At 64.1% G+C, this 9,623-nt stretch carries 9 protein-coding genes; 8 read left to right on the top strand and 1 reads right to left on the bottom strand.

Annotated features, from left to right (window positions below; genetic code table 11):
* Positions 1-259: 259 nt before the first annotated feature.
* The gene (locus NKI73_RS31455; RefSeq protein WP_352635704.1) at positions 260-1,036 is read left to right on the top strand and encodes a FadR/GntR family transcriptional regulator; all 777 of its coding nucleotides are present in this window, start codon (positions 260-262) and stop codon (positions 1,034-1,036) included.
* A gap of 17 nt (positions 1,037-1,053) precedes the next feature.
* Here NKI73_RS31455 and NKI73_RS31450 read toward each other — a convergent pair whose 3' ends face one another.
* A complete protein-coding gene (locus tag NKI73_RS31450; protein ID WP_352635702.1) occupies positions 1,054-1,344 on the bottom strand; it encodes a DUF3175 domain-containing protein in 291 nt (96 codons plus the stop codon).
* A 281-nt stretch (positions 1,345-1,625) separates the two neighbouring features.
* Between NKI73_RS31450 and NKI73_RS31445 the strand changes: the two genes are divergently transcribed.
* The 7 genes from NKI73_RS31445 (at position 1,626) to NKI73_RS31415 (ending at position 9,603) form a co-directional block, all read left to right on the top strand.
* The gene (locus NKI73_RS31445) at positions 1,626-2,855 is read left to right on the top strand and encodes an MFS transporter (RefSeq protein WP_352635700.1); all 1,230 of its coding nucleotides are present in this window, start codon (positions 1,626-1,628) and stop codon (positions 2,853-2,855) included.
* A gap of 152 nt (positions 2,856-3,007) precedes the next feature.
* Complete coding sequence (gntR, locus tag NKI73_RS31440; RefSeq protein ID WP_352635698.1) at positions 3,008-4,036, top strand: HTH-type transcriptional regulator GntR; 1,029 nt, start codon at positions 3,008-3,010, stop codon at positions 4,034-4,036.
* Between the two features lie 305 nt (positions 4,037-4,341).
* Positions 4,342-5,469 (top strand): sugar ABC transporter substrate-binding protein, encoded by a 1,128-nt coding sequence (locus NKI73_RS31435; RefSeq protein WP_352635696.1) that lies wholly within the window; start codon positions 4,342-4,344, stop codon positions 5,467-5,469.
* A gap of 78 nt (positions 5,470-5,547) precedes the next feature.
* Entirely contained in the window at positions 5,548-7,095 is a 1,548-nt protein-coding gene (locus NKI73_RS31430; protein WP_352635694.1) for a sugar ABC transporter ATP-binding protein, read from the top strand.
* Positions 7,092-8,072: an ABC transporter permease gene (locus NKI73_RS31425; protein ID WP_352635692.1), complete on the top strand. Its 981-nt coding sequence runs from the start codon at positions 7,092-7,094 to the stop codon at positions 8,070-8,072. The genes NKI73_RS31430 and NKI73_RS31425 overlap by 4 nt, the downstream gene beginning before the upstream one ends.
* The gene (locus NKI73_RS31420) at positions 8,069-9,055 is read left to right on the top strand and encodes an ABC transporter permease (RefSeq protein ID WP_352635690.1); all 987 of its coding nucleotides are present in this window, start codon (positions 8,069-8,071) and stop codon (positions 9,053-9,055) included. The genes NKI73_RS31425 and NKI73_RS31420 overlap by 4 nt, the downstream gene beginning before the upstream one ends.
* Positions 9,056-9,057: 2 nt before the next feature.
* Complete coding sequence (locus tag NKI73_RS31415) at positions 9,058-9,603, top strand: gluconokinase (protein WP_352635689.1); 546 nt, start codon at positions 9,058-9,060, stop codon at positions 9,601-9,603.
* Positions 9,604-9,623 lie beyond the last annotated feature (20 nt).

Raw genomic sequence — 9,623 nt, 5'->3', positions numbered from 1 at the left:
ACGGTCTCCCTTGCTTGAGATCTGTAACGACCTCATTCTGGCACATCATGATGCCGTCGGGGGCCGTCCACCCCAACACGTACTTCAAGTACGCTCCGCTCCGGTTCTCGAAATCCATCATCCTCGGCTCGGCCTGACCTGAATCTCGACATGCCAATCAAGCAGCGGATCGGGGCTGATCTGTGCACAGCGGCCGGCTTTGCGGCCCAAGCCGCTTGCCGCGCTTGACAGCACCCTCAATCCAGACTTTCTGGAGCCTATGCGGGACGCGAAGCCGAACAAGGAAAAATCGTCAGCGAAATCGGCCTCCACCGAGCGTCCCGCCGGCGTTCGCCGACCTGATGCGGCGCGCATTCCAGGGTCGAGCGTCCATGCCTCTCTGGCCAGCGAGATCGGCCTCAGGATCGTGCGCGGCGACTATCCGCCCGGAACCATCCTGCCCAACGAAGCGAAATGGTCGGAGACCTTCAGCGTCAGCCGCTCGGCGGTGCGCGAGGCGATCAAGATGCTGATGGCCAAGAGCCTGCTGGCCTCGCGTCCCAAGATCGGCAGCTGGGTCGAGCCGAAGGAACGCTGGAACCTGCTCGACCGCGACGTGCTGGCCTGGTACGCGACGTCGCCGGATCGCGAAGTGTTTTTGAAGACCGTGCAGGAGTTCCGCCACATTATTGAGCCGGAAGCGACCGCCTTTGCCGCCATGCGGCGCACCGAAGAACAGATGGCGGAGATCAGCCAGGCGTGCCGGGAGATGGGCGCGGCGACCAGCCTGCAGGAGCGCACCCGCGCCGACACGCGGTTTCACCTCGCCATCCTGCGCGCTTCGGGCAACGACCTTCTGGTGCCGCTCGGCGTGCTGATTGAATCCGCCTTCGATCATCTCTTTGCCTATACGACGCGGGAAATCGACGATCTCAACCACGCTCAGAAGCTGCACGAGGCGATCGAGAAGAACATCCGCCTGCAACGGCCGGACGCGGCGCGCAACGCCGTGCGCAAACTGCTCGCCAACACCGACGGCGTCATCCGCGCCCGGTAGGGTCTATCGGGTCGCAGCTAATCGTCCTTCTCACGCCCGAAGGCGGTGCGCAGCTCGCCCTTGGCGTCCTCAAGCACTTTTTTGCGCGCGGCAGGCAGGTTCTTGCCGGCGCGATTGATGTAGAAGTTCAGCATCGACATGGCTGACTGGAACGGCTCGGCCTTGCGCCGGTGGCTGTGTTCGGCAGATCGCTTGAGCGAGGCGGCGATCTTCTTGGCGTCGTCGGATTCGAAGACGTGATCCTCGAGATCCAGCGCGTCGCTGTGCTCGGTCACCTCGGCCGACCATTTATTCTTGGTGGCGGTCATGGCTGGACTCCTTTGCCGGTTTGCTTGTTGGGAAACTCCGCATATTGGCATCGGTTCCTGCATTCGCCCCTAGAGCGGCTCATCGTTTAACGGAAACGTTGAACCGCTCTACCTCTTTGTCTTGACGCAATTCCGGATGGAAAACCGCTTCACACTTTTCCTGGAATTGCTTTAGGGCCTGGAGCCACGGATTTGCCCGCTGTGGCGCTGCTGCAGCCTGAGAATGCGCCGATAGTGGCGCGAACGGCAGCCGATTGTTGAGACCGCCGACAGGAAACGCCTTGACCCGAACCGACTTGAGCCGGCCAAGTCCCGGCATCGACAGCTCCTATGCCTGGATGCGGCTTGCCGTCTCGATGCTGCTGGCGACGATCGGCGCCGTCGGCATGTGGGCGGTTGTCGTCGTGCTGCCCGCCGTTCAGGCCGAATTCGGCGTCGACCGCGCCGCGGCTTCAATGCCCTACACCGCGACCATGGTCGGTTTTGCCGCCGGCAACGTGCTGATCGGCCGCGCCATCGACCGTATGGGCTACTGGATCCCGGCGCTGCTCTCTTCGATTGCGCTCTCCGCCGGCCTCCTGCTCGCGGCGCTGTCGACCTCGATCCTGCAATTCACCCTTGCTCAAGGGGTTCTGATCGGCGTCGGCACGTCCGTGATCTTCGGGCCGCTGATCGCCGACATCTCGCACTGGTTCAACCGCCGGCGCGGTGTCGCAGTGACCGCGGCGGCCGCCGGCAACTACCTTGCCGGAGCGATCTGGCCAACCATCATGCCGACGCTGATGAAGGCGGAAGGCTGGCGCTTCACCTATGCGGCAATCGGCATCTTCTGCCTGGTCACCATGGTGCCGCTGGTGCTGATGCTGCGGCGCGGTGCCCCGGCGGCAGCCGCTGCCGGCTCGCCGGGAAGCCGGCCGGTGCAGCCGATCTCGCTGTCGCCGGCGGCGTTGCAGGTGCTGCTGGTCGTCGCCGGGCTCGGCTGCTGCGTGGCGATGTCGATGCCGCAGGTGCATATCGTCGCCTATTGCATGGATCTCGGCTACGGCGTGGCGCATGGCGCCGACATGCTGTCGATCATGATGGCCGGCGGCGTCGTCAGCCGGTTGGCGTCGGGCTTTCTCGCCGACCGTATCGGCGCTGTGTGGACACTGATGATCGGCTCGATGCTGCAGTGCCTGTCGCTGCTGTTCTACATCCCGTTCGACGGACTTGCCTCGCTCTATGTGGTGTCGCTGGTGTTCGGCCTGTCGCAAGGGGGCATCGTACCTTGCTACGCCATCATCGTGCGTGACTACATGCCCGCCAAAGAGGCCGGCCAGCGCATCGGTATCGTCATGATGGCGACGATCTTCGGCATGGCGATCGGCGGCTGGATGTCGGGCTGGATCTACGATCTCACTGGTTCCTATGCGGCTGCGTTTCTCAACGGCATCGCCTGGAATTTGCTGAACATACTGGCGATCGGACTGTTGTTCTGGAAGGCACGGCGCAGCACCGCCGTGATGGCCTGAAGGTTGGCAGGATTGTTGCCGTTGCTTGACAAGGACAACAGGCTGCGCGACGCCAGAAGGCGATTGGTGCGGCAACGCGGGGCCGGTAGGATGGCGACAGTAAAAACGATCGTATCGCGCCCTACCGGGTGCATTCCCGAGCGAGCGCGTCCGTGATCAAGCCGCGCTCGCGCCGTGGCGGCGGCCGCCCGACCATATCAGATGTGGCACGCAAGGCCGGCGTCGGCGCCATCACCGTGTCGCGCGCCTTGCGCGAGCCGGAGCGCGTCTCGGAAGAATTGCGCCGCCAGATCCAGGCCGCTGTCGACGAACTCGGTTACGTCCCGGACCCGAATGCGCGGGCGCTGGCCTCGGCGCGCGCCGAAGTGTTCGGCGTGCTGGTGCCGTCGCTCACCAACAACGTCTTTGCCGAGGTGGTGCGCGGCATCTATGACAGCCTGTCGGCCAGCCCGTTCCGCATTCAGCTCGGCAACACCCACTATTCCGGCCTCGAGGAAGAGCGGCTGCTGCAGCTGTTCGGTTCGCAGCGGCCGGCAGCGCTGATCGTCGCCGGCATCGACCAGACGCCGGCCTCGCGAAAGCTGCTGGAGAGCGCCGGCTGCCCGGTGGTGCAGGTCATGGAGACTGGACCTGATCCGGTCGACATGATGGTCGGCTTCTCACATCTCGACGGCGGCAGGACGGCGACCGAACATCTGATCGAGGCGGGCTATCGCCGCATCGGCTTCATCGGCGCGCGCATGGACCCGCGCTCGCAGCGGCGCCTTGCCGGCTATCGCGCGGCGATGGAGGCCGCCGGCCTGTTCGACCCGCGCCTTGTCACCACCACGCCGGTTCCGTCCAGCGTATCGCTCGGCCGCGAGATGTTCCGCGACGCGCTGGCCAAGGTGCCGACACTCGACGGTGTCTTCTGCAACAATGACGACATCGCGCTCGGCGTGTTGTTCGAGTGTCATCGCGCCTCGATCGCGGTGCCGAAGACGATCGGCATCGTCGGTTTCAACGACCTCGACATGATGCAGGTGGCGTTTCCGTCGATCACCAGCATCCGCACCCATCGCTATGAGATCGGCCGGAGTGCGGTCGCCATGGCGCTGGCGGCGATCGCCGGCAACAGGCCGGAGCAACGGATCGTCGATCTCGGTTTCGAGCTCAAGCGCCGCGAGAGCACCGCGCGTTGAAACGCACAGAGGCGACTGTGCGAATGCCGGTTTACACGCCAATTTGGTAGCGCTACCATATTTGCTGAACGGGTGTACGAGCAACAGGTCGCGCCTGTTTATTATATATAAGCGACAACTAAAACTTGTTTATTATGGATAATATGATAATTTTCGCCCGCCTGGCGGTGACAAGGGGAGGAACCAGGTCGGCCGTCACGGGCAACTAAACCGCGTATGCCAAGGCAAGGAGGTGCCAGGCCCATCGCGTCAAAAAACTTCGCACAGCGAAACCACAATCAGAACTGCAACTGGGAGGAATATCGATGATCAAGTCACTTGTTGGTGGCATCGTTGCCGCCACTGCATTCGTCATGTTGAGCTCGTCGGCAATTGCCGCGGGCCCTGAAGTCGTCAAGGGTCCGGCGGCGGAGCCGGATTGCTTCGCACCCTGGGCTGCGGATACGCAGTTCTTCAAGTTTCCCAAGAAGGACGGCCCCTACCGCATCGCGCTCGCCAACGGCTATATCGCCAACACCTGGCGTATCCAGATGGTGCAGACCGCAAAGGCCTATGCGGCACAAAAGGACGTCGCCGCGAAGCTGAAGGAATTCAAGGTCGTCTCGACCGGTGAAGATGTTCCGGCGCAGATTTCGGCGATCAACAACTTCATCGATTCCGGTTATGACGCGATCGTCGTCAACGCGCAGAACCCGACAGCCTTCGGGCCGGTGATCAAGCGTGCCAAGGAGGCCGGTGTCGTGCTGGTTGCCTTTGACAACATTCTGGACACCAAGGACGCCATCAACGTCAACGTCGACCAGAAAGGCCTTGGCGAACTATGGGGCAAATGGTTGGTCTCGCATGTGCCGAATGGCGGCAAGGTGCTCGAGGTGCGTGGCGTTGCTGGAACGTCGGTCGACACCGACCGGCACAATGGCATCCATGAGGCTCTCGACGCTTCCGGCAAGAAATGGGCCGTCACCGAGGTTGTCGGCAAGTGGGATGACGGCGTTGCCCAAAAGGCCTCGGCCGACGCGATTGCCACCAACGGTCCCTTCGATGGCGTGACCGGACAAGGTGGCGACACCGGCATCGTGCAGGCGATGATCGATGCCAAGCATCCCTTCGTGCCGTTCGGCGGCGAGACCGAGAACGGCTTTCGCAAATTCTGCGCTGCCCATGCAGGCGACGGGTTGAAATGTTCGTCAGCCGGTACCGGCCCAGCGCAGGTTGCGGTCGCCATCAAGACGGCGATCTCGGCACTTGAAGGCAATGTCGTCCCGCAATCGGTCAAGCTGCCGCTGGCGATCGTCGAGGATCCGAACTTCAAGGCAGGCGAGGATTTCTTCCCAGACCAGTCCGACAATTTCTTCGTCGGCAATTCCTTCCCGACCTGCGGCATCAATTTCACGGCGCAGGAAATCATGGGTCAGACCAAGGCTGACCAATAGGCTGCATAACGGCGCCGTGGGACCCCGCGGCGCCGACCACTCGATAGGTCTGATCGTTAAACTGCGTTGGGAGGGCCGATGGACGGTGCGGTTCCGCTCTTCCGGATGGAAGGCATATCCAAGCGCTATGGTGGCGTGCGGGCGCTGGAGAAGGCCGAGCTTTTGGTCACGCCAGGCAGCATCCACGCCATCCTTGGCGAAAATGGCGCCGGCAAATCGACGCTGATCAAGGTCATGGCGGGCGTCGTCGCGGCCGACGAAGGCCGGATGACGTTGGATGGCCGCGAGGTAACTTTCGCCTCTCCGGCTGCCGCCAACAAGGCGGGCATCGTCTGCATCTTCCAGGAGCTGTCGCTGGTTCCCGAACTCAGCGTCGCCGACAACATCGTCATTTCCGATCCACCCAAACGCTTCGGCATGATCGACCGCAAGGCGCAACGCCGCATCGCCGAGGAGGCGCTGGCGCGCGCGGGCGCGGCTGACATCCACCCTTTGGCCCTGGTCAAGGACCTGCCTTTGTCGCGCCGGCAGATGGTCGAGATCGCCAAGGCATTAGCCCGCAAGCCACGCATCCTGATCCTCGACGAGGCGACGTCGGCGCTGACGGCAGCCGATGTCTCGAACATCTTCGCGGTGCTGAAGCGGCTGCGCTCGGAAGGGCTGGCACTTCTCTATATCTCGCACCGCATGAACGAGATCGCCGAACTGGCTGACCAATGCACGGTGTTCCGCAACGGCCGCAACGTCGCCAGCTACAAGGCCGGCTCGAAGAGCGACAATGAAGTGGTCGAGTTGATGATCGGCCGCGAATACAGCCACATCTTTCCGCCCAAGCCGGCGGCCGTACCAGCCACCGCCGCCCCCAGGCTCGAAGCCCGTAAGCTCTCCTGGGCCGACCGGCTGCACGACATCTCGCTGACCGTCAGGGCGGGCGAGGTGGTCGGGCTCGGTGGCCTCGACGGCCAGGGCCAGCGCGAATTGCTGCTCGCCTTCTTCGGCGTGCTGCGCGGCCTGTCCGGCCAGATCCTGATCGACGGCAAGCCCGTGTCGATCACCAGTCCATCCGTCGCGCGCGACGACGGCATCGGCATGGCGCTCATTCCCGAGGACCGCAAGACCGAAGGCCTGATGCTGCCGATGACGGTGCGCGAGAACCTGTCCTTCGCCGCGCTCGACCGGCTGTCGAAAACCGGCATCATCGACCGCGCCGCCGAACAGCGGCTGATCGACGACATGGTCGGCCTTTTGGCGATCAAGACGGCGGGCCTCGACATTCCGGTCGGCGCGCTTTCGGGCGGCAACCAGCAGAAGGTGGTCATCGCCAAATGGCTGATGCGCCAGCCGCGCATCATACTGCTCAACGATCCGACGCGCGGCATCGACGTCGGCACCAAGCAGGAACTGTATCAGCTGATGCGCAAGCTGGCCGACGCGGGGGCGGCGATCCTGTTCTATTCGACAGACTATGACGAACTGATCGGCTGCTGCGACCGCGTGCTGGTGCTCTATGACGGGGCGGTCAAGCGCGAGCTGGTCGGCGCCGAGATCACCGAGCGGGCGCTGATATCAAGCGCGCTCAACATCCATGGCGAGGAGAGCCCGGTGGGCCTGGGAGCGGACGCGTGAAAGATTGGCGCTACTGGCTGGCCGAACAGCGCGGAACGCTGCTGGCGTTCGGCATTCTCATCGTCATGTTCGTCATCTACACCTCGAACCATCCGGCCGGCTTCACCGCCAACGTCGTGCAGACAGCCTCGAACAAAGGCGTGCTGCTCGCCTTTGTGGCGATGGCCCAGACGCTGGTGGTGATCACCGCCGGCATCGACCTGTCCGTCGGCATGATCTTCCTGCTCACCAACTGCCTCGCCTCCTGGCTGGTGGTGGGTACGCCGATGCAGACGACGCTGGGCGTCATCGCCGTGCTGGCGGTGGGCCTTTTATGCGGCGCCATCAACGGCGCCATCGTCATCTATGGGCGGCTGCAGCCGATCGTTGCCACGATTGCCACAGGGGCCGTCTATTACGGCATCGGCCTCTTGCTGCGGCCATTTCCGGGCGGTTCGGTCAATGAGGATCTGGCTGATGCGCTGACGGGCCGCGTGTTCGGCGTGGTCCCGGCGAGCCTCGTCGCGCTGTTGGCAATCGTGCTGGTGATCTGGGTGCCGTTCAGCCGCTCGGTGCTCGGCCGTGCCGCTTACGCGGCGGGGTCATCGGAGACGGCGGCCTACATGTCCGGCGTGCCGATCCGGCGCGGCAAATTCGCTGCCTACACGCTGGCCGGGCTGCTGGCCGCGATCGGCGGCCTGTTCCTGACCTTCTTCACCTATACGGGCGAGGCGGCCTATGCCAGCGGCAACGCCTACACGCTGTTTTCGATCGCCGCCGTGGTGCTCGGCGGCGTCTCGCTGTTCGGCGGCAAGGGCAGCGCCATCGGCGCGATCTTCGGCGCGCTGGCCTTCCGCACCATTGGCGACCTTTTGTTCGTCTTCGATTTCGATCCGCTCTGGCAGCCGCTGTTCCAGGGCGTTATCCTGCTGGTCGCCGTCAGCCTCGGCGCCTTCGCCCTGTTTCGGGTCCGCAACCGGCTGGAGTGGTTCCTGTGAGCGAAACGACGCTTGGCGGCATTGCCGGCCGCATGCCCAGATTCATCCGCCGCGCCGATCCGGCGGTGCTGACGGCCTTTGCCTGCATCGTGCTGTTGCTGTTCCTCGGCAGCCTCTATTCCAGAAGCTTCCTGTCGCCTGAATATCTCTTGCAGCAGCTCAAAGTGGCTTCGTTCCTCGGCGTCATCGCCACCGGCATGATGCTCGTCATCCTGCTTGGCCAGATCGACCTGTCGGTGCCGTGGGCGGTGGCGGCGGGCGCGATGATGGCCTGCGCGGCGGCGGCCTATGGTCCGGTCGGCGTGGCGCTGGCCATTCCGTTCGGCATCGTCTGCGGCATGCTGATCGGCGTCGTCAACGGCATCGGCGTCGCCTATCTGCGCATCCCCTCGATGATCATCACGCTGGCCACCAATGCCGTCGCGCAGGGGCTGATGGTCGTCTACACCGGCGGCTTCTCGCCACAGGATTCGGCGACGGGCGCGATGCGCTACCTGGCGACAGGTTTCACCATTCCGGGCGTGCCCAACGCGGTCATCATCTGGGCGCTGATTGGGGCTGCGATGGTCTTCGTGCTGACCCGCACCAGCTTCGGCCGCACCGTTTACGGCATCGGCAACCGCGAGCGCGCGGCCTATCTCTCCGGCATCGACACACGGCGCGTCGTGATGATCGCCTTCGCCGTCTCCGGCGGTCTTTCGGCCTTCGGTGGCGTACTTTTGGCCGGCTATGCCTCCAAGGCGGCGCAGTCGATGGGTGACGCCTATTTGCTGCCGTCGATCGCCGCCGTGGTGCTTGGCGGCACCTCGATCCTGGGCGGGCGCGGCTCCTATCTCGGCACCGTCGCCGGCGTCATCCTGATCACGCTGCTGCAATCAATCCTGTCGGTCATGCAGATGCCGGAAGCGGGGCGGCAGATCATCTACGGCGTCGTCATCGTCGCCATGCTGCTGCTCTACGGCCGCGCGCCGGCAAGCCGCTGACAGTGGACGAAAAGGCAGCACAGGCGCCGACGGGCGCTCCTGGCTCAGTGCCGGTCATCGTGGTGATGGGCGTCGCCGGCTGCGGCAAGTCGGCCGTCGGCACGGCACTGGCGGCCGAATTGGGCGTAATCTTCATCGAGGGCGACAGGCTGCACCCGCCGGAAAATGTCGCGCGCATGGCAAGCGGCGAGCCGCTTACCGATCAATTGCGCGAAGGCTGGCTCGACGCGATCGGCGAACGCATTGCTGAGTCCGTGGACAGCGGACAGGGCGTGGTTGCCGCCTGCTCGGCGCTGAAGCGCAGCTACCGCGCGCGCTTGAGCGGCTTCTGCCCACGGATCGTCTTCCTCTATCTGGAGATCGACCCTGCCACGGCGATGCAGCGTGTCGGCAACCGCAAGGGCCATTTCATGCCGGCGAGCCTTGTCGACAGCCAGTTCGCCATCCTCGAGCCGCCGGCAGCGAACGAGCGGGCATTGACGCTCGATGCGACGCGCCCGGTCAGCGAACTCGTCGCTGCCGCCGTCCACTGGATACGCCGGTCATGAGCCTTCGCACCTGCGATCTG

Origin of the sequence: Mesorhizobium sp. M0496 (assembly GCF_040321205.1) — a bacterium.
Lineage (GTDB): Bacteria > Pseudomonadota > Alphaproteobacteria > Rhizobiales > Rhizobiaceae > Mesorhizobium.
The sequence above is the reverse complement of the archived record's forward strand: the minus strand, read 5'-3'. Positions and strand labels throughout refer to the sequence as shown.